We start from the raw sequence: 23,537 nt of genomic DNA on the forward strand, positions 1-23,537 counted from the left end.
GGCGCAGAGCGTGCATAATAAGCAGAAATACCATCAGTGAATGAACATGCAACTCGAACCACGCGCACAAACCCTGCTCAAGGCCCTCGTCGAACGCTACATCGCGGACGGGCAGCCGGTGGGCTCGCGCGCCCTGTCCAAGATCTCCGGGCTGGACCTGTCGCCGGCGACCATCCGCAACATCATGGCCGACCTGGAGGAGCTGGGCTACGTCGCCAGTCCCCACACCTCGGCCGGCCGGGTGCCGACGCCGCGCGGCTACCGCATCTTTGTCGACACCCTGCTGACGGTGCAGCACCTGGACGAGCAATCGGTCGAGGGCCGCATGCGGCTGCAGGCGCCGCAGCCGCAGAAGATGATCGCCAACGCGGCGCAGATGCTGTCGTCGCTGTCGCAGTTCGCCGGCGTGGTGCTGAGCCCGCGGCGCGAATCGGTGTTCCAGCAGATTGAATTCCTGCGGCTGGGGGAAAAGCGCATCCTGCTGGTGATCGTCGGCCCGACCGGCGACGTGCAGAACCGGCTGCTGCTGACCGACGTCGACTACAGTCCGGCGCAGCTGGTCCAGTCGGCCAACTACATCAACCAGAACTACGGCGGCCTGGCCTTCGACGAAGTGCACATGCGCCTGCAAAACGAAGTGCGCCAATTGCGCGACGACATGGGCCGGCTGATGCAGGCGGCGGTGGAGGCGGGCAGCGAGGCGATGGCCGACCATTCGGACGACATGGTCATCTCCGGCGAGCGCAACCTGCTGTCGGTGAGCGACCTGTCGTCGAACATGACGTCGCTGCGGCAGATGTTCGACATGTTCGAGCAGAAGACGGGATTGATGCAGCTGCTCGACGTTTCGAGCAAGGCCAGCGGCGTGCAGATCTACATCGGCGGCGAATCGAGCCTGGTGCCGATGGACGAGATGAGCGTGGTCACCGCGCCCTACATGGCCAACGGCAAAATCGTCGGCACTCTGGGAGTGATCGGCCCGACCCGCATGGCATATGAGCGGGTGATACCGATCGTCGACATCACGGCCAAGCTGTTATCGAACGCGCTCAGCCACAACTAAACCCGGCAAGGCGGGGTCTGGGGAGGGCTACGCCCGCATCTCGCAGTGCGAGATGCCCCCGTACGGGGTCAGACCCCAGGCTCAGTCGCCGTGCGGGGTGAAAATCAAGCGCGGTGCGGGCAGGCGGTCTTGGTGCAGTTGCCATAGATCGCCAGCGCATGCTCGGCGATCTTGAAGCCGCGCTCCTTGGCCACGATCTGCTGGCGCGATTCGATTTCCTCGTCGAAGAATTCTTCCACCCGGCCGCAATCGAGGCACACCAGGTGATCGTGGTGCGAACCTTCGTTTAATTCAAAGATCGCCTTGCCCGTCTCGAAGTGGTTGCGGTTCAGCAGGCCGGCCTGCTCGAACTGGGTCAGCACGCGGTACACGGTCGCCAGGCCCACGTCCATATTGTCGGACAGCAGGATCTTGTAGACATCCTCGGCGGTCAGGTGGCGCACTTCGCTGTTCTGGAAGATGTCCAGGATTTTGAGGCGGGGCAGCGTGGCTTTCAGGCCGCTGGCCTTCAGGTCGGTAGGATTGTTGCTCATGGTGGCGACTCTTAGTGTGGTTGGCGATAGCTAGGCCACAGTTTAACACTCCGGCGGCAGCCGCACCATCGGCGCCCATATGCACCCTCCCGCGTGAAATTTACATTTGCAATGTTTTACAATTAATCTTTATAAAACAAGGACATAGTTCCGAATTTGCTGGATAATGCGATCTCTCCGAGTGCCCGCGCAGCCCCATCTCGCACCTTGTGCTTTATGATATAGCGTTTTTCGGCACTTCCGCTCGATCAGATTGAGGACAACCATGCGCGTCACCCAGGCTTTATCGCAGTCTTTGTTGCACCGTTTCACCCGCCGCGCGCCTCTGCTCGCCGGCGCTGTTTGCGTCGCGCTGGCCGCGGGCGGCTGCGCGTCCAACACCACGCTGGGCGAGAAATCGACCGACGTGAAAGAAACCGGCACGACGCTGGACGCCAACAAAGGCGCGCAAACCACCACCATCACCAAGCTGCAGAAGTTCATGTGGTTCTTCTCGCCGTATCGTCCGGACATCCAGCAGGGTAACTTCGTCTCCGAAGAGATGCTGTCGCAACTGAAGGCCGGCATGACGCGCGAGCAGGTCCGCTTCATCTTCGGCACCGCGCTGCTGGCCGACCCGTTCCACGCCGACCGCTGGGACTACGCCTTCCGCATGGCCAAGGGCAACGGCGAAATCACCACCAGCCGCGTGATCGTGTTCTTCGACAAGGACGGCAAGGTGGCGCGCTGGGAAGGCGGCAACCTGCCGACCGAAAAAGAATACATCGCCCGCATCGCCGGCCCGGCGCCCAAGGTCAAGAAGGACCTGAGCGTTCCGGACGCGCGTCCGGTCGGCAATACCTCGCCGATTCCGGCCGGCAGCGACAACTCCGCCGCCTCGCCGGTCGGCGTCACGGTGAACAACGACAAGAAATAAGCACGAGGACAGAAGCATGACAGACCTGAACATCGCCATCGCCGGCGCCGGCGGCCGCATGGGCCGCATCCTGATCGAAGCGGTGCTCGACGCCCCCGACGCCACCCTGTCCGGCGCGCTCGACCGCGCGGGCTCGGCCAACGTCGGCAGCGACGCCGCCGCCTTCCTCGGCAAGCCGGCCGGCGTGCCGGTCGAGTCCGAACTGGCCAAGGGCCTGGCCGGCGCCCAGTTCCTGATCGACTTCACCCGTCCCGAAGGCACGCTGGAGCACCTGGCGTATTGCGCCGAGCACGGCATCAAGATGATCATCGGCACCACCGGCTTCGACGAAGCGGGCAAGGCGGCCATCGCCGAAGCGGCCAAGAAAACCGCCATCGTGTTCTCGCCCAACTTCAGCGTCGGCGTCAACGTCACGCTCAAGCTGCTGCAACAGGCGGCCAAGGCGCTGGCGGTCGGCTACGACATCGAAGTGATCGAAGCCCACCACCGGCACAAGGTCGACGCCCCGTCCGGCACCGCGCTGAAGATGGGCGAAGTGCTGGCTGACGCGCTGGGCCGCGATTTGAAGGATTGCGCCGTCTACGCGCGCGAAGGCGTGACCGGCGAACGCGATCCATCGTCGATCGGCTTCGCCACCATCCGCGGCGGCGACATCGTCGGCGACCACACGGTGCTGTTCGCCGGCACCGGCGAGCGCATCGAGATCAGCCACAAATCCAGCAGCCGCGTGACCTACGCCCACGGCTCGCTGCGCGCCTGCCGCTTCCTGGCCGACAAGGCGACCGGCCTGTACGACATGAACGACGTGCTGGCGCTGAACTGATGACGCCCAACCACTTCACCCTCGCGAGTTACTGGGAGCAGGGCGACACCATCAGCCACATCGTGGCGCTGGTGTTGCTGGCGATGTCGCTGGTGAGCTGGTTCTTCATCCTGGCCAAGAGTTACGCCGCGTGGCGCATCCGCCGTAGCGCGCCGGCCGTGCAGGCGTTCTGGGAGGCGCCGTCGATGCAGGACGGCGTCGCCGCGTTGAGCCTGGCCGATCCAGAACAGGTATTCCTGCCGCTGGCGCAGCAAGGCGCCGCGCAATTGAAAACCGCCGGCCGCGCCTCGCTGGGCGGCGAAATGGGCCATGCGGCCCAGGTCACGCGCGTGCTGCGGGTGGCGATCCAGAATTCCACCAACCGCCTCGAAGGCGGCCTGACCCTGCTGGCGTCGATCGGCGCCACCGCGCCGTTCGTCGGCCTGCTGGGCACCGTGTGGGGCATCTACCATGCGCTGGCCAATGTGTCGGCCAGCGGCACGGTGCAGATCGACAAAGTGGCCGGCCCGGTGGGCGAGGCGCTGATCATGACCGCCATCGGCCTGACGGTGGCGATCCCCGCCGTATTGGCGTATAACGGATTCAACCGCGTCAACCGGCTGACCCTGGCCGAGCTGGACGCCTTCGCGCACGACCTGCACGCGTATTTGACGAAGTAATCCACTGCTGGGAGTAAGCATGAGCTTTGGCGCATTCAACCACCACCGCAATCCGGGGCCGATGGCCGACATCAACGTCACGCCGATGGTCGATGTGATGCTGGTGCTGCTGGTGATCTTCATCCTCAGCGCGCCGATGTTCACCCACGCCGTCAAGCTGGACCTGCCGAAGGCGCAGGCGCAAGCCAGCCCGCAGCAGGCCGCCACGGTCACGCTGGCTATCGACGGCGCCGGCAAAATATTCTGGAATAACGACCCGGTCGAGCCGAGCGTGCTGGAAGCGCGCCTGGTCGAAGCGGCCAAGCTGGAGCCGCAACCGGAACTGCAACTGCGCGCCGACAAGGACACCCGCTACGAAGTGGTGGCCCAGGTGATGGCGGCCGCGCAGTCGAATGGATTAACGAAATTGGGATTCGTGACGGACCCCAAGAAAGAGAAAAAATAATGGCAACCGCAGAACTGAACGGCGCGGCGATCACCGATTTTGATAGCTTCCACGCCGCCTGCAAGACCGTGCTGGGCTTCCCCGACGGCTACGGCAACACCATGGACGCCTGGGTCGATTGCCTGAGCTATCTGCGCGACGAAGACGGCATGAGCAAGTTCCGCCTGAAGCCGAACGAAGTGCTGGAAATCGTCATCACGGGCGCGGAGGCCATGAAGGCCGCCGTGCCGGATATCCTGGAAGAAGTGACGTACTGCGTGGCCGGCATCAACGAGCGCTACGAAGACTACGGCGAAAAGCCGGCCCTGAAACTTACGCTGCGCTAGCGGCGGCACCGGCTGGCACGGCGTTCGGGATCAGCGCCTTGGCGCCGGTCTCGCCCGGGGCCAGCGTCAGCACCTCGAAGCCGGTCTCGGTCACCAGCACCATGTGCTCCCATTGCGCCGACAGCGATTTGTCGCGCGTCTCGACGGTCCAGCCGTCGTTCAATTCCTTGGTTGCCGCCTTGCCGGCATTGATCATCGGTTCGATCGTGAACAGCATGCCCGGCTTGAGCACCACGCCCTGGCCCGGACGGCCGTAGTGCGCCACCTGCGGCTCCTCGTGGTAGACCATGCCGATGCCGTGGCCGCAGTAATCCAGCACCACGCTGTAGCCGGCCTTCTCGGCAATGGTCTGGATCGCGAAGCCGACGTCGCCCAGCGTGGCGCGCGGCTTGACGGCGCGGATGCCGGCCCACATCGCCGCATAGGTGGTCTCCACCAGCTTGCGCGCCGACTTCGACGGCTCGCCGACGTAGTACATGCGGCTGGTGTCGCCATGCCAGCCATCCTTGATGACGGCGACGTCGATGTTGATGATGTCGCCATCCTTGAGGATGTGGTCTTCCGCCGGTATGCCGTGGCACACCACATGGTTGACCGAGCTGCACACGGTGGCCGGGAAACCGCCATAGCCGACGTTGGCCGGCGTCACCTGCTGCACGTTGACGATGTAGTCGTTGCACAGCTTATCGAGGTAGGCCGTGCTGACGCCCGCCTTGACGTGCGGCGCGATCATGGTCAGCACGTCGGCCGCCAGCTGGGCGGCGACGCGCGCCAGGACGATTTGCTCGGGCGACTTGATCATATTGGCGTTGCGACGGGACATGGCACTACCTCTTTCATTTTTGGAGGGCCGTATGATGCCACAAATACGGGCAGCTGCCTTTAGCGCACCGCTTTCGGGTCGAAGTGCGGGTTGTCGATCAGGCAAAGCAAATTACCGAACGGATCGGCCAGTTCGACCGTCTTGATGTTCTCGCCGACGTCCTGGATGGCGCCCTGCACGGTGGCGCCCAGGGCGACGATGCGCTCGACTTCGGCGGCGATATCGTCCACGCCCCAGTAGACCATGCTGCCGGTCTGGCCCGGCTTGCCGTCCGGGATCAGGCCCAGCTCGAAGCCGCCGATGTTGAAGCCGACGTAGAACGGCTGGTCGAAATAGGGCGCGGTATCGAATACCTTGCTGTACCAGGCCTTGGCGGCCGCCAGGTCGGTGACCGGGTAGGCCACGGTGCGTAATCCCTTGATCATGCTTGTCTCCACTGAGATGTTGAAAACATCATCTTGGCACAATGCCGCCGCCGGCGATTGTAAAAATGGAAGCTAGGCAGCCAGCAGGAAACGCTCCGGCGCGCTGCCGGCGAATTCCTGGAAATCGTGGATCAGGTGCGACTGGTCGAAATAGCCGCATTCCAGCGCCAGTTGCGCCCAGTTAAGCGAGCCTGACCCTTGCGCCGGGCCGGTCTTGAGCGCGGCCGTAGCCCGGCGGAAGCGGCAGATGCGCGCATACAGCTTGGGTGACAGACCGACCCGCGCGCGGAACAGCGCCGCCATGTGCTGGCGCGACACGCCCAGCTGCGCCGCCAGATCCTCTATGCGCAGCGCACCACTACTGGCGTCCAGCGCGGCCAGCGCGCGGCGGATCAGCCGGTCGCCCGGATCGCCCGGTGGGCCGGCCGCGCGCAGCCGCAGCAACAGCTGGTGTTCGATCAGGGCGATGCGCTCGCGGTCGGACAGCTCGCAGGTCCACAGCGCATCGGCCAGCCGGTAGGCATCGCTGCGGCCCCACAGCTGGTCGATATCGGCCCGTTGGTCGGTCAGCGCGTGCAGCGGCGCGGCCAGGAAGGCGCCCGCCGCGCCGGGCTTGAAGCGCACCGCCACCGTCCGCAGCGGCCCGCCGCTGGCCACCAGGATGGCGCTACTCATCATGCCGACCGCGAAGCCGGGCCGTCCGCCGTCCTGCCAGAGAATATCGACGCAATTATCCGGCAGCACCCGGTGCGTATGGGCGCCGCCCGGCGCGCAGGCGGCCCACATGCACTCGACATGCGCGGCCAGCGCCGGGTGGGGAGGGTATTCGCGGTAATACATCCGCCCAGTATACCCCGGGGGTCAAGTCTGACATTCGGTCACGGCCTCTTCCGCAGTGCAGCAGAGGCCGTGTCCGAATGTCAGACTTGACCCCCTGGGTTATAATGTCCGGTTCATATTCACTTATTGGCCGCACACCATCATGCAAGATAAATATAGTCCCGCTGACGTAGAAAAAGCCGCTCAATCCCACTGGAAAGCCATCGACGCCTACAAAGCCGTCGAGCACGACCCGCGTTTCCCGAAAGGGAAGTATTACGCCTGTTCGATGCTGCCTTACCCATCGGGCAAGCTGCACATGGGCCACGTCCGCAACTATACGATCAATGATGTGATGTACCGCTATCTGCGCATGAACGGCTACAACGTCCTCATGCCGATGGGCTGGGATGCGTTCGGCATGCCTGCGGAAAACGCGGCGATGGCCAACAACGTGCCGCCGGCGCAGTGGACCTACTCCAACATCGCCCACATGCGCGAGCAGATGGAGTCGATGGGCCTGGCGATCGACTGGTCGCGCGAAATGACCGCGTGCAAGCCGGAATACTACAAGTGGAACCAGTGGATGTTCCTCAAGATGCTGGAAAAAGGCATCATCTACAAGAAGACCGGCACCGTGAACTGGGATCCGATCGACCAGACCGTGCTGGCCAACGAACAGGTGGTCGACGGCCGCGGCTGGCGTTCGGGCGCGCTGATCGAAAAGCGCGAAATCCCGATGTACTACGCCCGCATCACCGACTACGCCGATGAGCTGCTGGCCTACGTCGACGACAAGCTGCCAGGCTGGCCTGAGCGCGTGCGCACCATGCAGACCAACTGGATCGGCAAGTCGACCGGCGTGCGCTTCGCCTTCCCGCACCAGATCAAGGGCGCCGACGGCGAGTTGATCCAGGACGGCAAGATGTACGTCTTCACCACCCGTCCGGACACCGTGATGGGCGTGACCTTCTGCGCCGTGGCCGCCGAGCACCCGCTGGCCATCCACGCCGCGCAGACCAACCCGGAACTGGCCGCCTTCAACGCCGAGTGCAAGCTGGGCTCCGTGATCGAAGCCGACATGGCGACGATGGAGAAGAAGGGCATGCCGACCGGCCTGTTCGTCACCCATCCGCTGACCGGCGAGCAGGTCGAAGTCTGGGTCGGCAACTACGTGCTGATCACCTACGGCGACGGCGCCGTCATGGGCGTGCCTGCGCACGACGAACGCGATTTCGCCTTCGCCAAAAAATACAACCTGCCGATCAAGCAGGTCATCGCCGCCGAGGGTAAAGAGTTCTCGACCGAAGCCTGGCAGGAATGGTACGGCGACAAGGACATCTCCATCGTCACCAACTCCGGCAAGTACGACGGCCTGCGCTACGCCGAAGCCGTCGAAGCGGTGGCCGCCGACATGGCCGCCAAGGGCCTGGGCGAGAAGAAGATCACCTTCCGCCTGCGCGACTGGGGCATCTCGCGCCAGCGCTACTGGGGCACGCCGATCCCGATGATCCACTGCGGCGATTGCGGCGTGGTGCCGGTGCCGGAAAAAGACCTGCCGGTGGTGCTGCCGGAAGACTGCGTACCCGATGGTACCGGCAACCCGCTGAACAAATACGAAGCCTTCCTCAAGTGCGACTGCCCGCAGTGCGGCAAGCCTGCGCGCCGCGAAACCGATACGATGGACACCTTCGTCGATTCGTCGTGGTACTACATGCGCTATACCTCGCCGGGCGCCGACAAGGCCATGGTCGACGAACGCAATGACTACTGGATGCCGATGGACCAGTACATCGGCGGCATCGAACACGCCGTCATGCACCTGCTGTACGCGCGCTTCTGGACCAAGATCATGCGCGACTTCGGCCTGGTCAAGTTCGACGAGCCGTTCGTCAACCTGCTCACGCAAGGCATGGTGCTCAACGAGACCTACTACCGCGAAGACGCAGCCGGCAAGAAGACCTGGTTCAACCCGGCCGACGTCGACCTGACCTTGGACGACAAGGGCCGCCCGCAAGGCGCGACCTCCAAGGCCGACGGCAATCCGGTCAACATCGGCGGCACCGAGAAGATGTCGAAGTCGAAGAACAACGGCATCGACCCGGCCGCGCAGATCGACCAGTACGGCGCCGACACCGCGCGCCTGTTCACGATGTTCGCATCGCCGCCTGAGCAGACGCTGGAATGGTCGGGCAGCGGCGTCGAAGGCGCCAACCGCTTCCTGCGCCGCGTGTGGGCCTTCGGCTACGCGCAGCGCGAGGCCATCGCCGCCGCCGGCGCGCCGCTGACCGCGGTCGCCACCACCGATGCAGGCAAAGCGCTGCGCCGCGAACTGCACAAGGTATTGCAGCAGGCCGACTACGACATCAAGCGCATCCAGTACAACACCGTGGTGTCGGCCTGCATGAAGATGCTCAACACGCTGGAATCGGCCAAGGATGCGGATGCCGCGTCGGTCGCCGAAGGCTACGCGATCTTCCTGCGCCTGCTGAACCCGGTCGCCCCGCACGTCACCCACGTGCTGTGGGAAGAACTGGGCTACGCCAAGGCGCACGGCGACATCCTCAACGTGCAGTGGCCGCAGGTGGACCCGGCCGCGCTGGAGCAGTCCGAGATCGAAATGATGATCCAGGTGAACGGCAAGCTGCGCGGCAGCGTGGTCGTGGCCAAGACCGCCGACAAGGCAAGCATCGAAGCGGCGGCATTGGCCAACGAAGCGGTGCAGAAGTTCATCGAAGGCACGCCGAAGAAGATCATCGTGGTGCCGGGCAAATTGATCAACATCGTGGTTTAACTGGATAGCACATGCTTACTACTTCCGAGTTGTTCCGGCGCGGCCGCCTGGGCGCCGCCGTGCTGGCCGTGGCGCTGACCGTGTCGGCCTGCGGCTTCCATCTGCGCGGCGACGGCGGCCACTACACGCTGCCGTTCCCGTCGATGTACATCGGACTGCCGGAAGCGTCGCCGTTGGCGATCGATTTGAAGCGCAACATCCGCGCCAACGGCGGCACCACCGTCGTCAGCGCGGCCAAGGATGCGGACGGCGTGATCGAGGTGCTGTCCGATCCGGAGAAGACCCGCTCCAAGACCATCCTGACGCTGAACCGCAATGGCCGCGTGAGCCAGTATCTGCTGTCGTACAACATCGTGTTCCGCGTGCTGGACAAGCAGGGCAAGGAGCTGCTGGCCCGCACGCAGATCCTGCTGACCCGCCCGATCGACTTCAACGAAACCCAGTTGCTGGCGAAGGAGCAGGAAGAAGCGCTGCTGTACAAGGATATGCAGACCGACCTGGTGCAGCAGATGATGCGCCGCATCGCGGCCATCAAGCCGCCGCAGGTGTCGCTGCCGCCGCCGACGCCGGCCTCCGGCCAGTAAGGACGCGCGATGCAACTGCGGTTAGAAGCGCTGGACGGCCATTTGACGAAGTCGCTGTCCCAGCTGTACGTGATCACCAGCGACGAGCATCTGCTGGCGCTGGAAGCCGCCGACAAGATCCGCAAGGCGGCGCGCGCGCAAGGCTATTCCGAGCGCGACGTGCTGACCGTGGAGCGCAGCTTCAAGTGGGGCGAGCTGCTGGCGTCCAACCAGGCGCTGTCGCTGTTCGGTGACAAGAAGCTGATCGAGCTGCGCATCCCGACCGGCAAACCCGGCAAGGACGGCGGCGCGGCGCTGCAGAATTATGTGAAAGACCTGAGTCCGGACAACCTGACCCTGATCACGCTGCCCAAGCTGGATTGGCAGACGCAGAAGGCGGCCTGGGTCGCCAGTCTGCAGCAGGCGGCGGTGTATATCGACATCGCCCAGATTGAACGGGCGCAGTTACCCAATTGGATAGGCCAGCGCCTTGCCGCACAAGGGCAAAGCGCGGATAGACAGAGCATCGATTTCATCGCCGATCGCGTTGAAGGCAATCTGCTTGCGGCCCATCAGGAGATACAGAAGTTGGCCTTGCTGCACGAGCCGGGCAAGCTGACCTACGAGCAGGTGCACGATGCGGTGCTGAACGTGGCGCGTTACGATGTGTTCAAGCTCAGTGAAGCGATGCTGTCGGGTGATCCGGCGCGTCTGGTGCGCATGCTGGAGGGCTTGAAGGGCGAGGGCGAAGCGCTGCCGCTGGTGTTGTGGGCCGTGTCGGAGGAAATCCGCACGTTGCTCAAGCTGAAGGCGGGCATGGCGCAGGGCCGTCCGCTGGGTGCGCTGCTCAAGGAGTATCGTATCTGGGGACCGAAGGAACGCATGATGGAGCCGGCGCTGCGCCGCATCTCGCTGCCTGTACTGGAAGCGGCGATGCGGGACGCGGCGCAGGTCGACAAGATGATCAAGGGCTTGCGCGCCAAAGCGCACGCCGGCGACGCGTGGGACTCGATGCTGCAACTGGCCTTGAAAGTCGCACGCGGCTAATGCACGTCATTCCCGCGAAAGCGGGAATCCATGCTGAGCATACCCGCCAGCGTTCTATGGATTCCCGCCTGCGCGGGAATGACGGGGTTCTAATGGGATGAACATGGATATCAAGCACTACATGGAACAACTGGGCCAGCAGGCGCGCAAGGCATCGCGCGCCATGGCCCGCGCCGACAGCGCGACCCGCAACCGCGCGCTGACGCTGATCGCCGACGCGATCGAACGCGACGCGCCGCAACTGCGCGCCGCCAATCAGCTCGACATGGACGCGGCGGCCGCCAACGGCCTGGCGCCGGCCATGCTGGACCGCCTGGCGCTGTCCGACAAGGCCATCGCGACGATGGTGGAAGGCCTGCGCCAGATCGTCGCGCTGCCCGATCCGATCGGCGAAATCTCGGGCCTGAAGTTCCGCCCGACCGGCATCCAGGTGGGCCAGATGCGCGTGCCGCTGGGCGTGATCGGCATCATCTACGAATCCCGCCCGAACGTGACGGTGGACGCGGCCGGCCTGTGCATCAAGAGCGGCAACGCCACCATCCTGCGCGGCGGCTCGGAAGCGATCCACTGCAACCGCGCGTTGGCCAAGCTGGTCACGGAAGGCCTGCTGGGCGCGGGCCTGCCGGCCGACGGCGTGCAAGTGGTCGACACCACCGACCGCGCAGCCGTCGGCGCGCTGATCACCATGCCGCAGTACGTGGACGTGATCGTGCCGCGCGGCGGCAAGGGCCTGATCGCGCGCCTGATCGAAGAGGCGACGGTGCCGATGATTAAGCACCTGGACGGCATCTGCCACGTCTACATCGACGCCAAGGCCGACATGAAGAAGGCGCTGGACATTGCGTTCAACGCCAAGTGCCACCGCTACGGCACCTGCAACACCATGGAAACGCTGCTGGTGGCGCGCGCGATCGCGCCGGCGGTGCTGCCGGAACTGGCCAAGCTGTACGCGACCAAGCAGGTCGAGCTGCGCGCCGATCCGGAAGCGATGGCGATCCTGGCAGCGGCGGGCTATCCGCACCTGGTGGCCGCCGTCGAGGAAGACTGGTCGACCGAATACCTGGCCGCGATCCTGTCGGTGAAGATCGTCGCCGGCATCGACGAGGCGATGGAGCACATCAACCATTACTCGTCCAAGCACACGGAAGCCATCGTCACCGAAGACCACACGGACGCGATGCGCTTCCTGCGCGAAGTCGATTCGGCGTCGGTGATGATCAACGCCTCGACGCGCTTTGCCGACGGTTTCGAATACGGCCTGGGCGCGGAGATCGGCATCTCCAACGACAAGCTGCACGCGCGCGGCCCGGTGGGCCTGGAAGGTTTGACGTCGTTGAAATACGTGGTATTCGGCCACGGTGAAGTCCGTAACTAAGGAAGCGTATGCTCTGGATTAAAGCACTGCACATTTTCTTCGTGATCGCCTGGATGTCGGGCGTGTTCTACCTGCCGCGCATCTTCGTCAACCTGGCGATGGAGACCAATGAGGTCTCGACCCAGCGCCTGCTGACGATGGCGCGCAAGCTGTATCGTTTTTCGATGTGGCTGTCGGTGTTCGCGGTGGTGTTCGGTGTGACCCTGGCGTGGATGCAGTACGGCGCGGATTTGCCGCACTGGCTGCACGCCAAGCTGTTGTTCGTGGTGCTGGTGATCGGCTACCACCACGCCTGCGGCGGCATCCTGAAAAAGTTCGAGAAGGGCGTGAACACCCGCAGCCACAAGTGGTATCGCGTCTTCAATGAAATGCCGGTGTTTATGGTGCTGGCAGTAGTGCTGCTGGTTGTCGTCAAACCCTTCTGATCGGAACGTCATGAGTAAAGTTTGCCAGTATTTTTTCGCCGCCCATTCGCCGTGGACGTATCTCGGCCACGAGCGCTTTGTCGCCATGGCGCGCCAGCACGGCGTGCAGGTTGAAGTGCGCCCGGTCGACCTGGGCAAGGTGTTCGGCCTGTCCGGCGGCCTGCCGCTGGCCAAGCGCGCGCCGCAGCGCCAGGCCTATCGCCTGGTCGAGTTGACGCGCTGGTCGGAGTTCCTCGGCATTCCGCTGAATACGCAGCCGAAGTTTTTCCCGGTGTCGCCGGACCTGGCCAACCGCATGGTGATCGCCGCGCGCCTGACGCACGGCGTGGATGTGGCGCTGGCGCTGTCGTCGGCGGTGATGCGCGGCCTGTGGGCGGAAGACAAGAATATCGGCGACGAAGAAACGCTGGCGCAGATCGCCGGCAGTTGCGGCCTCGATGGCAAGGCGTTGATCAAATCGTCGGAGACGGCCAGCGTGCAGGCCGAGTACGACCGCAATACGGAAGACGCAACGGCGGCCAGCGTATTCGGCTCGCCGTGGTATGTGTTGGATGGTGAAAGTTTCTGGGGCCAGGACCGCCTGGACTTCCTGGAAAGAGCAATGCAGAAGTAAATTGTCGTCCTCGCGCAAGCGGGGACCCATGCTGAGCGTGCCCGGCATGGACTCCCGCTTTCGCGGGAGCGACGGCGGTGCGGTTTATTAACGGACAAAAGGTACACCTATGGCATCCTATTTTTGCCCATGCCCGCGCGGCATGGAAGCGGCGTTGGCCGAAGAACTGGGCGAAATCGCCCTGCTGAGCACCACCATGAAGGTGCACAACCAGGTGCCGGGCGGCGTGCACTGCTCCGGCGACCTGCTCGATTCCTACCGCATCAACCTGCACTCGCGCATCGCTTCGCGCGTGCTGATGCGCATGGCCGTCACCGGCTACCAGAACGAAAACGACATCTACGACCTGGTGCTGGCGCAGCAGTGGGAAGACTGGTTCACCTACGACCACACCATCCGTGTCGACGTCACCGCCGTGAAGTCCCCGCTGAAAAGCCTGGAGTTCACCACGCTGAAAATCAAGGACGCGATCTGCGACCGCTTCCGCGACCAGTTCGACAAGCGTCCTTCGGTCAACACCAAGGAACCGGACATGCGCATCGTCGGCTTCCTCGACGCGCGCCAGTTCATCATCTACCTCGACACCTCCGGCGAAGCGCTGTTCAAGCGTGGCTGGCGCGAGGAAACCGGCGACGCGCCGCTGCGCGAGAACCTGGCCGCCGGCCTGCTGCGCGTGTCGGGCTGGAAGCCGGGCATGCCGCTGTTCGACCCGATGTGCGGCTCCGGCACCATCCTGTGCGAAGCGGCGCAGATGGTGCAGGGCATCCCGCCGGGCGCGCGCCGCCGCTTTGCCTTCGAAGCCTTCAACGACTTCGATCCGGCGCCGTGGAACGAGATGAAGAATTCGATCAAGGCCAATCCGCTGCCGGAATCGCCGACCATCTTCGGCTCCGACATCTCGGGCGACATGGTGGAGATGACCCGCCACAACCTGAAGTGCGCCGGCATCATGTTCGACGTGCCGCTCAAGCAGATCGAGGCGCAGGAAGTGAAGGCGCCGACCGAGCAGCCGGGCATCCTGCTGACCAACCCTCCGTACGGCGAGCGTATCGGCGTGCGCGGCGACAGCACGCTGCCGGAAGACGAACTGGCGAGCAGCTTCTACTCGGCGTTGTCGACCACCTTGAAGCAGCGTTTCGCCGGCTGGACGGTGTTCCTGTTCACGGCCGACCTGGGCCTGCCGAAGCTGCTGCGCTTGAAGGAATCGCGCAAGACGCCTTTCTTCAACGGCGCGCTGGAATGCCGTCTGTTCCGCTTCGATATGGTGGCGGGCTTCAACCGCCGCGAAGCCGCCAAACCTAAAGAAGTCTAAGCACCACGCGCTGTTGCGCGCCCTAACCCCGCAGGGCCACGCGGGGTCTGACCCCTCGGGGTCAGACCCCTGCCTCTGATTTGCGGGTTGGGTGCAAGCCGGCGCGCTACCGCCGGAAAGCACCGTATGTTCCCTACACCTCCCGCAAATCTTCCCCCAGATCCTGTCGCGGAGGTGCCGGAACCGCCGCCGTCGCACCTGAAAGTCCTGAGCGCCGGCGCGCTGGCCGCCACGCTGGCGGCGCTGTCGATGCTGGGGCCTTTCTCCATCGACGCCTACCTGCCGGCCTTCCCGAATATCCAGGCCACGCTTAACGCCACGCCGATCGAGGTCCAGCAAAGCCTGACCTTCTACATGTTGTCCTTCGCCGGCATGGTGCTGTGGCACGGCGCGCTGTCGGACGCCTTCGGCCGCCGCAACGTGATCCTGGTGTCGCTGGTGCTGTTCGCCATCGGCACGCTGGGCTGCGCCGCCGCGCACAATGTGCACTACCTGTGGGTGTTCCGCATCCTGCAGGGCATGTCGTCCGGCGCCGGCGTGGTGGTGGGGCGGGCCATCATCCGCGACCTGTACCACGACGCCGCCGCCGCGCGGCTGCTGTCGATGGTGACGATGATCTTCTCGATCGCGCCGGCCATCGCGCCGATCCTGGGCGGCTGGGTGGTCACGCTGTTCGACTGGCGGGCGATCTTCCTGGCGCTGCTGGCCTACAGCGTGCTGCTGTTCATCTACTGCTACCGCCGCCTGCCGGAGACGCTGGCGAAAGAGAAGCGCCAGCCCTTCAATCCGCACTTCCTGCTGCGTAATTACAGCGAGATCATGCGCTCGCCGCTGTTCCACATGAAGTCCGGCGTGGTGGCCTTCAATTTCGCCGGCCTGTTCCTGTACATCTCGTCGGCGCCGGTGTTCCTGCCGCAGCACCTGGGGCTGGGCGCCTCGCAGTTCGGCTGGCTGTTCATTCCGTCGGTGAGCGGGATTTTCCTCGGCGCGCTGGCGGCCAACCGGATTGCCGGAAAGATGACATTTTCGCGACAGATAGGCATAGGCTTTTGTTTCCTGCTGGCGGCGTCGATATTTAACCTTTGCTACCACCTGTTGCTGCCGCCGGCGTTGCCGTGGTCGGTGGCGCCGATGTTCTTTTATACCTTCGGCATGTCGGTGGTCGCGCCGGGCGCGACCTTGCTGGCATTGGACTTGTTCCCGCACATCCGCGGAACGGTGGCATCCTGCCAATCTTTCGCCACCACCCTGCTGGGCGCGCTGGTGGCGGGGGTGATTGCACCCTTCCTATCACACTCCGTGCTGTGGTTAGCCGCGGGACAGATGGCATTTAGTACCTCTGCTCTCGTTTTGTGGTTGACGTCGCGCTATTACCGGAGCATGCTTCTACGCCATCCGGGCCAATAATTATTTACGGCAGGAAATTGAGTTAGTTTAGAAAGAAATCTTACTTGCTGTTAAGTTACTACAAGACTTTATGTTAGTATAACTTTTTGGTAGAAGTTTTTTGCCCACGATTTTTGCACAACGCACCCGGCCCAGAACCCGCTTGATACGATGCATCAACCTGACCATGATATTCGCAATCGCCTGCTGATTGCCCGTCTGCCGGCAATGCCGCAGATACTCATTAAGTTGATTGAGCACTTGCAGGCCGACGACGCCGGCATGCCGGAGCTGGCCGCCCTGATCGCCAAGGATGCGGCGATGACCAGCAAGATCCTCACCGTCGCCAACAGCTCGGCGTACCACCGCAATGCGCGCGTGGTCGGCCTGGAGCAGTCGCTGGTGTCGCTGGGCACCGACATGATCAAGACGCTGGTCATCAGCGAATCCGTGTTCCAGACCTTTAACAGCTTCCCGCATTCGAGCAGCACCGACCTGCGCGGCTTCTGGAAAGGTTCCCTGACCACCGCCGTCATCGCCCGCGACATCGCCAAGCAGATGGAGTACCCGCACGTCGAGGAAGCCTACCTGGCCGGCCTGCTGCACAACGTCGGCCGCCTGGCGCTGCTGGCCACCGCGCCGAAGGAATACGCGTTCAACTTCATGGCGCGCGACGACGAGGACCTGTGCGCCGTCGAACAGCGCACGCTGCAAATCACCCACTCGGAAGCGGGCGCCTGGCTGATCGAACGCTGGCACCTCGATTCCTTCCTGGCCGACAGCGTGCTGTACCACCACGAGCCGATTTCGCGCCTGGAGTCGGCCCATCCGCTGATCCGCGTGGTGCGCCTGGCGCACCTGCTGTGCTTCCACGAAGACCATAAGCAGGCCATCGAGGAGGCCGGCCACCTGTGCGGCCTGGATGCCGAAAAACTGGAGCAGATCGTCAGCAGCGCCGCCCGCCAGGTGGAGAAGTCTGCCGCCTACCTGGGCATCGACCTGGCCGGCGCCGACGATATCCCGACGCCGACCGCCTATGCGGCGCCGATGGTCGATCCGGTGCAGCAGCGGCTGTCCGAGGAAGTGCGCAATATGGTGCTGGTGTCCGAGATGGGCCAGACCTTCGCGCGCCAGCAGGGCGAAGCCGGCCTGCTGGATGCGATGACGCGCTCGGCGCGCATCCTGTTCGACTTTGAAAACGCCGTGGTGCTGCTGGAGAATCCGACCGGCCACGCGCTGCACGGCACCGCCACCGGCGAGCAGCAGCAGCGGCTGGCCGAATTCGTCATCCCGCTGAACAAAGGCGGCGTGGTGGCCGAGGCGGCGACGGAACGCAAGCTGACCTTCGTCAGCCGCGACTCGCAAGCCCTGAGCGTGGCCGAGGAACAGCTGTTCCGCATCCTCGGCAGCGAGGGCATGGTCTGCCTGCCGCTGGTGGCCAACCAGCGCTGCCTGGGCGTGTTGATCGGCGGCGCGCCGGCGTGGCAGATGGCCAGCTTCCAGAAGCGCGAGCGCTTCCTGCAATCGTTCGGCACCCAGGCCGCCGCCGCGCTGGAAACGGCGATCAGCGAGCGTGGCCACACCAGGCGCCAGATCGCCCACGTGGCCGAAGAATACCGTGAAGCCTCGCGCCGCGTGGTGCACGAGGTGAACAACCCGCTGTCGATCATCAAGAACTACCTGTCGGTGCTGGACGGCAAGCTGGCCAAGCGCGAGCCGGTGGTGGGCGAGATGTCCATCCTGAACGAGGAAATCGACCGCGTCGGACAACTGATCAACGGCCTGGCCGACCTGCAGCCGACCGAGAGCTCGCGCGTGACCGATGTCGGCCGCGTGGTGGATGACGTGCTGCGCCTGTTCCGCGCCACCGACTTCGTGCCGGCCTCGGTGCAGATCGTGGTGCGCATGCAGGAGGAGCCGGCCGAAATCGACGGCGACGCCGACCTGCTCAAGCAAATCCTGGTCAACCTGATCAAGAACGCCGTCGAAGCCCTGGCCGACGGCGGCAAGATCGAAATCTCGAACCGCGGCCACGTCAACCGCGAACGCAAGCTTTACCTGGAACTGGTGGTCAGCGACACCGGTCCGGGGCTGTCGGCCGAGGTGCTGGCCAATCTGTTCTCCGCAGTGCGCAGCACCAAGGAAGGCGCACACCACGGCCTGGGCCTGTCCATCGTCCACAGCCTGGTGAAGAAAATGCAGGGCCTGATCACCTGCCGCTCCGGTAAAACGGGTACCACCTTCGAAATCCTGCTGCCCGCCCGTGGCAGCACCAGTCAAGTCGCCGGCGTGCAAACGCGGGCGATGGATTCAGTTTAAGGCCATGATGAACCTGAACCCAGCCAGCCCAACCGCTGTCACTGCGGACGACCACGCCCCCGTCGCCCTCTCCACCGATAACTGCCCGCGCATCCTGCTCGTAGACGACGAGCCGCGTTTGCTGTCATCGCTGTACGAACTGCTGCGCGACCGCGACTACCATCTGGTGACGGCGACCTGCGGCAGCGAGGCGCTGGCCCAGCTGACCAAACTCAAATTCGACCTGATCCTGCTCGACCTGCGCCTGCCGGACATGAGCGGCCACGAGATCATGGACTTCATCAACGCCAAGGAGATCGACGGCGACGTCATCGTCATGAGCGGCGATGTCGGCATCGAGGCGGCCATCGGCGCGCTCAAGCGCGGCGCCTACGACTACCTGCGCAAGCCTTACAGCCGCGAGGAGCTGCTCAAGACGGTGGAGAACGCGCTGCAAAAGCGCCGCCTGGCCATCGACAACGAGCGCATCGCCTCCAAGCTGGAAAACTCGGAGAAGATGTACCGCTACCTGGTGGACAGCTCGCCGGACATCATCTACACCCTGAACCACGAAGGCAAGTTCACCTTCGTCAACGACCGCGTGCAGCAGCTGCTGGGCTTTACCCGCGAAGAACTGATCGGCCGCCACTACTCGGTGCTGGTGCATGACGAAGACCAGGAGCGCGCGCGCTACGCCTTCAACGAGCGCCGCGTCGACGAGCGGGCCTCGCGCAACGTCGAGCTGCGCCTGAAGTGCAACACCGGCAGCGGCATCGAGCGCACCTTCAACAACACGCTGATGACGATCTCGCTCAACGCGATCGGCATGCACATCCCCGACCATGAGGTGAAGAAGCACGAGTTCTTCGGCACCTACGGCGTGGCGCGCGACATCACCGACCGCAAGCGCGCCGAGGAAGTGATCTCCTACCAGGCCTACCACGACATCCTGACCGACCTGCCGAACCGCATGCTGTTCAAGGACCGCTTGGGCCTGGCCGTGATCCAGGCCAAGCGCAAGTTGACCGAGCTGGCGGTGATGTTCGTCGACCTGGACCGCTTCAAGCTGGTCAACGACACGCTGGGCCACGTCAAGGGCGACGAGCTGCTGCAGCAGGTCGCCACGCGCCTGAAGGATTGCCTGCGCCGCGGCGACACGCTGGCGCGCCAGGGCGGCGACGAGTTCACCATCGTGCTGCCGGAGCTGCGCGACCGCCAGGACGCCAAGGCCATCGCCGACAAATTCCTCGAAAGCCTGCACAAGCCGTTCGACCTCGATGGCCACGAGGTGCACATCTCGGCCTCGATCGGCATCGCGATCTATCCGGGCGACGGCGAGACCATCGACGAGCTGCTGCGCCATGCCGACATCGCCATGTACCAGGTCAAGGCGCTGGGCAAGAACGGCCACAGCTTCTATCACAACTCGATGCTGGACGTGTCGCACCAGAAGATCGCGCTGGAGCAGAGCCTGCGCAAGGCGCTGGAGCTGAACGAGCTGGAAATGTACTACCAGCCGCAGGTCGACGTCGCCAGCGGCCGCATCATCGGCGCCGAGGGCCTGATGCGCTGGAACCATCCGCAGCGCGGGCTGCTGTCGGCCGGCGAGTTCCTGCCGTTCGCCGAAGAGAATGGCCTGATGCTGCCGATCTCCGACTGGATGCTGGGCGCGCTGTGCCGCGACCTGCTGCAGTGGAACGCGGCCGGCGGCGAGGCGATCCGCCTGTCGCTGAACCTGTCGCCGCAATACCTGGACCGCGGCGACTTCTTCGAGAAGATGCGCGGCGCGCTGACGCGCTACGGCATTTCGCCGGCGCAGATCGAAGTCGAGATCACCGAGAACATCTGCATCCGCAATCCGCAGTACGCGATCGAGCAGCTGAACAAGTTGTGCCAGCTGGGCGTGTCGGTGGCGATCGACGATTTCGGCACCGGCTATTCGTCGCTGTCGTACCTGCACCGCTTCCCGATCCACACGATCAAGATCGACCAGTCCTTCGTCAAGGAGATCCACGACGAGAACGGCCACTACCCGGTGATCCTGGCGATCATCTCCATCGCGCGCGGCCTCGGCCTGCACCTGGTGGCCGAAGGCGTGGAGACCGAGGTGCAGGCGCGCTACCTGCAGGCGAACGGCTGCACCACGATGCAGGGCTATCTGTACCACCGGCCGATTTCACTGGCCAGCTTCATGGACGTGTTGCAGGACCAGGGGCGCCTGACGGCGATGCCCTCGGCGCATGTGCTGCACGTGGTTCCCAACCTAGACACCCAACCGGCAATGGTCGCGATCCAGGCCTGACGCAGCATAGAAAAACAGCATGACGAAATACGGTCCCAACGAAGCCGACGCAAATAGCGGCAGCACTTACACCGCCGAGTTCTTGCGCGTCAAGGGACTGGCCGAGCGTGGCGTGGCCAATGCCCAGCACAGCCTGGGCTTCATGTATTTCAACGGCCAGGGCGTGGCGCAGAGCTACGAGCTGGCGGTGGTCTGGTATCGCCAGGCCGCGCACTCCGGCCTGGAACACGCGCAGTACAACCTGGGCGTGATGTACCAGAAGGGCCAGGGCGTCGAGCAGAACTACCAGGAAGCGGCCGCGTGGTACCAGCTGGCGGCGGAGCAGGGCTATGCCGCCGCGCAGTACAACCTGGGCTGGCTGTACGCCAAGGGCCAGGGCGTGGACGCCGACACGCACAAGGCCATGCACTGGTTCAGCAAGGCGGCCGACCAGGGCGACGCCGGCGCGCAAAACAATCTCGGCATGATGTACGACACCGGCAAGGGCGTGCCGCAGGACTTCAAGCAGGCCATCGCCTGGTACCGCAAGGCGGCCGAGCAGGGCTATCCGCGCGCGCAGTTCAACCTCGGCCTGCGCTACGACAACGGCCAGGGCGTGCCGCAGGACGTCGGCCAGGCGATGTCCTGGTACCGCAAGGCGGCCGACCAGGGCTATGCGCCGGCGCAGTTCAACCTGGCGCTGCGCTTCGACAAGGGCGACGGCATCGCCCAGGACAGCCAGAAGGCCATCCTGTGGTATCGCCGCGCGGCCGAGCAGGACCATGCCAGCTCGCAGTTCAACCTGGGCCTGATCTACGACAACGGCCAGGGCGTGCCGCGCGACGAGCAGAAGGCGCTGGACTGGTATCGCAAGGCGGCCGAGCAGGGCCACGCGGCGGCGCAGAACAATCTGGGCCTGCGCTACGATCACGGCCAGGGCGTGGCGCAGGATTACGAGCAGGCGCAGTTCTGGTACCGCAAGGCGGCCGAGCAGGGCTTCCCCGGCGCGCAATACCACCTGGGCATGCTGTACGACGCCGGCCACGGCGTGGTGCAGGATCACCAGGAGGCGATCTTCTGGTACCGCAAGGCGGCCGACCAGGGGCATCTGCGGGCGCAGTTCGATCTGGGCCTGCGCTACGAAACCGGACGCGGCGTGCCGCGCGACGACCGCAAGGCGCTGGCCTGGTACCGCCGCGCCGCCGAGCAGGATTACGCGGCGGCCCAGTACAACCTGGGCCTGCTGTACGACAAGGACGACGGTCCGCAACCCGATTGCGCCCAGGCCAACGGCTGGTACGCCAAGGCCGCCGAGCAGGGCCACGCGCTGGCGCAGTTCACGCTGGGCCTGCGCTTCGACAACGGCCAGGGGCTGGCGCAGGACTATGCCCAGGCGCACCACTGGTATCTGAAGGCCGCCGGCCAGGGCCATGCGCGCGCGCAGTTCAACCTGGGGCTGATGTTCATGGTCGGCCAGGGCGTGCGCGCCGACCTGGCGCAAGCCTGGATGTGGCTGGCGATGGCCGAGCGCGGCGGCTACGCGGCCGCCGGACGTTATCTGAAAAACACCGCCGCGCGCATGGACGGCGCCCAGCTGGCCCAGGCGCGCGAACGGCTGGAACTGTTGCCCAGCTAAATCTTTGCCGTGCGGCAGCTCAAGTCGCGCTGATTATTGCCGATAGATAATCGACAACCGTCACTCCGTGGCGGCATCGAGAGCACACGGCATGCAGATCAACACCAACCTATCCGCACTGAACGCCCAGCGCAGCTATGCGCAGGCGGGCGAGGATATGGCCGTGCGCCTGCAAAAACTCTCCAGCGGCCAGCGCATCAATTCGGCGCGCGACGACGCCGCCGGCCTGGCCATCAGCGAGCGCATGAACGCCGGCATCAAGGGCCTGTACCAGGCGCGGCAAAACATCAACGACGGCATTTCCCTGCTCCAGGTGGCCGATGGCGCGGCCGGCCAGTTGCTGGAAAATTTCCAGCGCATGCGCGAGCTGGCGGTGCAGGCCGCCAACGACACCAACAGCAAGACCGACCGCGCCGCCATCCAGGGCGAGGTGGCCGCGCTGGTCGCGTCCAACGTGGACATCGTCGCCGGTGCCCGGTTTAACAACCTGGGCCTGCTGGACGGTTCGTTCTCGCAGCAGTTGCAGGTCGGCGCCAATGCCGACCAGACGCTGGCGCTGAGCATCCCGCCCGCGCTGGTGCCGACCGGCTTCAGCAAGGCGCTGGTCAACATCGCGCCGCAGCAGGCCACGGCGGTCGGCACGGCGGTGGTGGCGGCGATCGGCTATGGCGATGTGGTCATCAACGGCGTGGTGGTGGGGGCGTCGGCGGCCGGCGCGCAGCCGGGGCAGGGCGCCGCCAGCGCCTTCGCGGTGGCCGCCGCCATCAATGCCGCCAATGTGCGCAATGTGACGGCCAGCGCCAGCACCACGCTGTCCGGCGACGTCGGCGCCATCGGCGTGCTGGCGGCCGGCAGTTTTTCCATCAACGGCGTCAACATCGGCGCCATCGCCGGCGCCACCGCGGCGATCCGGGCGGCCACCGCCGCCGGCGCCATCAGCGCGGCGGCCGGCGCCAGCGGCGTGACGGCCAGCGC

22 protein-coding genes are annotated in these 23,537 nt (G+C 64.6%); 18 read left to right on the forward strand and 4 right to left on the reverse strand.

Annotated features, from left to right (window positions below):
* The first annotated feature begins 46 nt into the window (after positions 1 to 46).
* Positions 47 to 1,063: a heat-inducible transcriptional repressor HrcA gene (gene hrcA, locus V6M89_RS21400; RefSeq protein WP_332855073.1), complete on the forward strand. Its 1,017-nt coding sequence runs from the start codon at positions 47 to 49 to the stop codon at positions 1,061 to 1,063.
* A gap of 104 nt (positions 1,064 to 1,167) precedes the next feature.
* On the opposite strand, the gene fur is transcribed toward hrcA, so the two are convergent.
* The gene (gene fur / locus V6M89_RS21405) at positions 1,168 to 1,596 is read right to left on the reverse strand and encodes a ferric iron uptake transcriptional regulator (protein ID WP_116991991.1); all 429 of its coding nucleotides are present in this window, start codon (positions 1,594 to 1,596) and stop codon (positions 1,168 to 1,170) included.
* Between the two features lie 265 nt (positions 1,597 to 1,861).
* Between fur and V6M89_RS21410 the strand changes: the two genes are divergently transcribed.
* The 5 genes from V6M89_RS21410 to V6M89_RS21430 are packed head-to-tail and all read left to right on the forward strand — an operon-like array spanning position 1,862 to position 4,765.
* Positions 1,862 to 2,512: an outer membrane protein assembly factor BamE gene (locus V6M89_RS21410; RefSeq protein ID WP_332855074.1), complete on the forward strand. Its 651-nt coding sequence runs from the start codon at positions 1,862 to 1,864 to the stop codon at positions 2,510 to 2,512.
* Between the two features lie 16 nt (positions 2,513 to 2,528).
* Positions 2,529 to 3,335: a 4-hydroxy-tetrahydrodipicolinate reductase gene (gene dapB / locus V6M89_RS21415; RefSeq protein ID WP_332855075.1), complete on the forward strand. Its 807-nt coding sequence runs from the start codon at positions 2,529 to 2,531 to the stop codon at positions 3,333 to 3,335.
* Positions 3,335 to 3,994: a MotA/TolQ/ExbB proton channel family protein gene (locus V6M89_RS21420; RefSeq protein ID WP_332855076.1), complete on the forward strand. Its 660-nt coding sequence runs from the start codon at positions 3,335 to 3,337 to the stop codon at positions 3,992 to 3,994. The genes dapB and V6M89_RS21420 overlap by 1 nt, the downstream gene beginning before the upstream one ends.
* 19 nt (positions 3,995 to 4,013) lie before the next feature.
* Entirely contained in the window at positions 4,014 to 4,439 is a 426-nt protein-coding gene (locus tag V6M89_RS21425; RefSeq protein ID WP_332855077.1) for an ExbD/TolR family protein, read from the forward strand.
* Complete coding sequence (locus V6M89_RS21430) at positions 4,439 to 4,765, forward strand: barstar family protein (RefSeq protein ID WP_332855078.1); 327 nt, start codon at positions 4,439 to 4,441, stop codon at positions 4,763 to 4,765. The genes V6M89_RS21425 and V6M89_RS21430 overlap by 1 nt, the downstream gene beginning before the upstream one ends.
* Here the strand turns inward: V6M89_RS21430 and map are convergent.
* From map to V6M89_RS21445, 3 genes are all read right to left on the reverse strand, one after another.
* On the reverse strand, positions 4,752 to 5,588 hold the full coding sequence (map, locus tag V6M89_RS21435; RefSeq protein ID WP_332855079.1) for a type I methionyl aminopeptidase: 837 nt from the start codon (positions 5,586 to 5,588) through the stop codon (positions 4,752 to 4,754). The genes V6M89_RS21430 and map overlap by 14 nt on opposite strands.
* A 59-nt stretch (positions 5,589 to 5,647) precedes the next feature.
* Positions 5,648 to 6,013, reverse strand: a complete 366-nt coding sequence (locus V6M89_RS21440; RefSeq protein WP_332855080.1) for a VOC family protein — start codon at positions 6,011 to 6,013, stop codon at positions 5,648 to 5,650.
* A gap of 72 nt (positions 6,014 to 6,085) precedes the next feature.
* Positions 6,086 to 6,853: an AraC family transcriptional regulator gene (locus tag V6M89_RS21445; protein ID WP_332855081.1), complete on the reverse strand. Its 768-nt coding sequence runs from the start codon at positions 6,851 to 6,853 to the stop codon at positions 6,086 to 6,088.
* A 142-nt stretch (positions 6,854 to 6,995) separates the two neighbouring features.
* Here V6M89_RS21445 and leuS point away from each other — a divergent pair, with 142 nt between their 5' ends.
* From leuS to V6M89_RS21505, 12 genes are all read left to right on the forward strand, one after another.
* Complete coding sequence (gene leuS, locus V6M89_RS21450) at positions 6,996 to 9,626, forward strand: leucine--tRNA ligase (protein WP_332855082.1); 2,631 nt, start codon at positions 6,996 to 6,998, stop codon at positions 9,624 to 9,626.
* A gap of 11 nt (positions 9,627 to 9,637) precedes the next feature.
* Positions 9,638 to 10,210 carry an LPS-assembly lipoprotein LptE gene (locus tag V6M89_RS21455; protein WP_332855083.1) on the forward strand — a complete coding sequence of 191 codons (573 nt, stop codon included), beginning with the start codon at positions 9,638 to 9,640 and terminating at the stop codon, positions 10,208 to 10,210.
* Between the two features lie 9 nt (positions 10,211 to 10,219).
* Positions 10,220 to 11,236 (forward strand): DNA polymerase III subunit delta, encoded by a 1,017-nt coding sequence (gene holA, locus V6M89_RS21460; RefSeq protein ID WP_217944820.1) that lies wholly within the window; start codon positions 10,220 to 10,222, stop codon positions 11,234 to 11,236.
* Between the two features lie 103 nt (positions 11,237 to 11,339).
* On the forward strand, positions 11,340 to 12,611 hold the full coding sequence (locus tag V6M89_RS21465; RefSeq protein ID WP_332855084.1) for a glutamate-5-semialdehyde dehydrogenase: 1,272 nt from the start codon (positions 11,340 to 11,342) through the stop codon (positions 12,609 to 12,611).
* An 8-nt stretch (positions 12,612 to 12,619) separates the two neighbouring features.
* Positions 12,620 to 13,036 carry a CopD family protein gene (locus tag V6M89_RS21470; protein WP_332855085.1) on the forward strand — a complete coding sequence of 139 codons (417 nt, stop codon included), beginning with the start codon at positions 12,620 to 12,622 and terminating at the stop codon, positions 13,034 to 13,036.
* A 10-nt stretch (positions 13,037 to 13,046) separates the two neighbouring features.
* Positions 13,047 to 13,649 (forward strand): 2-hydroxychromene-2-carboxylate isomerase, encoded by a 603-nt coding sequence (locus tag V6M89_RS21475; RefSeq protein ID WP_332855086.1) that lies wholly within the window; start codon positions 13,047 to 13,049, stop codon positions 13,647 to 13,649.
* Between the two features lie 109 nt (positions 13,650 to 13,758).
* Positions 13,759 to 14,961, forward strand: a complete 1,203-nt coding sequence (locus tag V6M89_RS21480) for a THUMP domain-containing class I SAM-dependent RNA methyltransferase (RefSeq protein ID WP_442881989.1) — start codon at positions 13,759 to 13,761, stop codon at positions 14,959 to 14,961.
* Between the two features lie 126 nt (positions 14,962 to 15,087).
* A complete protein-coding gene (locus V6M89_RS21485; protein ID WP_332855087.1) occupies positions 15,088 to 16,368 on the forward strand; it encodes a multidrug effflux MFS transporter in 1,281 nt (426 codons plus the stop codon).
* A gap of 207 nt (positions 16,369 to 16,575) precedes the next feature.
* Positions 16,576 to 18,666, forward strand: coding sequence for an HDOD domain-containing protein (locus V6M89_RS21490; protein ID WP_332855088.1), 2,091 nt, complete (start codon positions 16,576 to 16,578; stop codon positions 18,664 to 18,666).
* Between the two features lie 7 nt (positions 18,667 to 18,673).
* Positions 18,674 to 20,947, forward strand: coding sequence for a putative bifunctional diguanylate cyclase/phosphodiesterase (locus V6M89_RS21495; RefSeq protein WP_332855091.1), 2,274 nt, complete (start codon positions 18,674 to 18,676; stop codon positions 20,945 to 20,947).
* Between the two features lie 19 nt (positions 20,948 to 20,966).
* A complete protein-coding gene (locus tag V6M89_RS21500) occupies positions 20,967 to 22,562 on the forward strand; it encodes an SEL1-like repeat protein (protein WP_332855089.1) in 1,596 nt (531 codons plus the stop codon).
* Positions 22,563 to 22,653: 91 nt separating this feature from the next.
* Positions 22,654 to 23,537 (forward strand): flagellin N-terminal helical domain-containing protein (locus tag V6M89_RS21505; protein ID WP_442881990.1); only part of this gene is annotated, 884 nt, incomplete at its 3' end.

The sequence above is a fragment of the Duganella sp. S19_KUP01_CR8 genome (assembly GCF_036688705.1).
Lineage (GTDB): Bacteria > Pseudomonadota > Gammaproteobacteria > Burkholderiales > Burkholderiaceae_D > Rugamonas.

What these genes read in the sequence shown, in the direction of transcription:
- V6M89_RS21455 (WP_332855083.1), top strand. Translation starts at nt 9,638, where the DNA reads ATGCTTACTACTTCCGAGTTGTTCCGGCGCGGCCGCCTGGGCGCCGCC.
- V6M89_RS21440 (WP_332855080.1), bottom strand. Translation starts at nt 6,013, where the DNA reads ATGATCAAGGGATTACGCACCGTGGCCTACCCGGTCACCGACCTGGCG.
- hrcA (WP_332855073.1), top strand. Translation starts at nt 47, where the DNA reads ATGCAACTCGAACCACGCGCACAAACCCTGCTCAAGGCCCTCGTCGAA.
- V6M89_RS21490 (WP_332855088.1), top strand. Translation starts at nt 16,576, where the DNA reads ATGCCGCAGATACTCATTAAGTTGATTGAGCACTTGCAGGCCGACGAC.
- V6M89_RS21420 (WP_332855076.1), top strand. Translation starts at nt 3,335, where the DNA reads ATGACGCCCAACCACTTCACCCTCGCGAGTTACTGGGAGCAGGGCGAC.
- leuS (WP_332855082.1), top strand. Translation starts at nt 6,996, where the DNA reads ATGCAAGATAAATATAGTCCCGCTGACGTAGAAAAAGCCGCTCAATCC.
- V6M89_RS21495 (WP_332855091.1), top strand. Translation starts at nt 18,674, where the DNA reads ATGAACCTGAACCCAGCCAGCCCAACCGCTGTCACTGCGGACGACCAC.
- fur (WP_116991991.1), bottom strand. Translation starts at nt 1,596, where the DNA reads ATGAGCAACAATCCTACCGACCTGAAGGCCAGCGGCCTGAAAGCCACG.
- map (WP_332855079.1), bottom strand. Translation starts at nt 5,588, where the DNA reads ATGTCCCGTCGCAACGCCAATATGATCAAGTCGCCCGAGCAAATCGTC.
- V6M89_RS21410 (WP_332855074.1), top strand. Translation starts at nt 1,862, where the DNA reads ATGCGCGTCACCCAGGCTTTATCGCAGTCTTTGTTGCACCGTTTCACC.
- V6M89_RS21485 (WP_332855087.1), top strand. Translation starts at nt 15,088, where the DNA reads ATGTTCCCTACACCTCCCGCAAATCTTCCCCCAGATCCTGTCGCGGAG.
- V6M89_RS21465 (WP_332855084.1), top strand. Translation starts at nt 11,340, where the DNA reads ATGGATATCAAGCACTACATGGAACAACTGGGCCAGCAGGCGCGCAAG.
- dapB (WP_332855075.1), top strand. Translation starts at nt 2,529, where the DNA reads ATGACAGACCTGAACATCGCCATCGCCGGCGCCGGCGGCCGCATGGGC.
- V6M89_RS21500 (WP_332855089.1), top strand. Translation starts at nt 20,967, where the DNA reads ATGACGAAATACGGTCCCAACGAAGCCGACGCAAATAGCGGCAGCACT.
- V6M89_RS21480 (WP_442881989.1), top strand. Translation starts at nt 13,759, where the DNA reads ATGGCATCCTATTTTTGCCCATGCCCGCGCGGCATGGAAGCGGCGTTG.
- V6M89_RS21470 (WP_332855085.1), top strand. Translation starts at nt 12,620, where the DNA reads ATGCTCTGGATTAAAGCACTGCACATTTTCTTCGTGATCGCCTGGATG.
- holA (WP_217944820.1), top strand. Translation starts at nt 10,220, where the DNA reads ATGCAACTGCGGTTAGAAGCGCTGGACGGCCATTTGACGAAGTCGCTG.
- V6M89_RS21475 (WP_332855086.1), top strand. Translation starts at nt 13,047, where the DNA reads ATGAGTAAAGTTTGCCAGTATTTTTTCGCCGCCCATTCGCCGTGGACG.
- V6M89_RS21430 (WP_332855078.1), top strand. Translation starts at nt 4,439, where the DNA reads ATGGCAACCGCAGAACTGAACGGCGCGGCGATCACCGATTTTGATAGC.
- V6M89_RS21445 (WP_332855081.1), bottom strand. Translation starts at nt 6,853, where the DNA reads ATGTATTACCGCGAATACCCTCCCCACCCGGCGCTGGCCGCGCATGTC.
- V6M89_RS21425 (WP_332855077.1), top strand. Translation starts at nt 4,014, where the DNA reads ATGAGCTTTGGCGCATTCAACCACCACCGCAATCCGGGGCCGATGGCC.